Origin of the sequence: Cecembia lonarensis LW9 (assembly GCF_000298295.1) — a bacterium.
GTDB classification, from domain to species: domain Bacteria; phylum Bacteroidota; class Bacteroidia; order Cytophagales; family Cyclobacteriaceae; genus Cecembia; species Cecembia lonarensis.
The window spans coordinates 1-760 of sequence record NZ_AMGM01000263.1; the positions used below are offsets into that span (position 1 = coordinate 1).

Here is a 760-nt window from a genome sequence, read left to right on the forward strand (position 1 = left end):
TGCTTTCTTCGGATCCGCTGCGGATCTTCAGATCGCTTCTCCGGTGGCGGTGGCAGTCCGTAGCGTTCTTTGGGCTGATGCAGTCGTGCGGGCTACGGACCTGCGAAGCCCGAAGGCTTCAGCTCCAAGATGTCGACCTCACCGCAGGGTTCATCGACGTCTTATGGGTCCAAGGGCAACCGGAGCCGGCGATTGCCACTGAATGATCAGCTCATCGATGTCCTTGCCGATTGCGACAGGATATCCCGGCAGCAATTCGGGCAACACCGTTCCGCTTTCTTTGTCTCCTTGACCGCAGCGCCGGTAGATCCGGCCACAACCGGTGTCATGTTCAACAGGATCTGGAACCAGGCAGGCTTGCCGTTACCCCTCGGTGGGAAGCAACCTCATCCATACTCTTTTCGACATCACTTTGCCTACGCGAACATCGAACGGTGGATGGCCGAGGGCCGGGATATCAACGCGATGATGCCCTACCTTTCCCGCTATATGGGGCATGCAACGCTGGACAGCACGTTTTACTACATTCACACATCACCGGACTTCATGGATGGGTACGCAACACTCGTGAAGGAAGGCCAAGGAATGATTCCCGAGGTGGGATTCGCATGAAACGCACGCCGCAAGAACCAACATCCAACTTCTGGGGCTACGCCCGGAACTACCTTCATGACTATCTGCCCAACGTGAGGGCCATGGCGCCACGCAGCATCGAGTCCTACCGCATCAGCCTGGAAAACTACGTCAACTACCTGGTCAC

Annotated in this window: 1 protein-coding gene; it reads left to right on the forward strand. The window is 57.0% G+C overall.

What is annotated here, in order from left to right:
• Positions 1-129 precede the first annotated feature (129 nt).
• Entirely contained in the window at positions 130-612 is a 483-nt protein-coding gene (locus B879_RS24095; protein WP_262481919.1) for a tyrosine-type recombinase/integrase, read from the forward strand.
• Positions 613-760 lie beyond the last annotated feature (148 nt).

Excerpts from the sequence above, each read along its gene's own strand:
- B879_RS24095 (WP_262481919.1), top strand. The coding sequence starts at position 130 with ATGTCGACCTCACCGCAGGGTTCATCGACGTCTTATGGGTCCAAGGGC.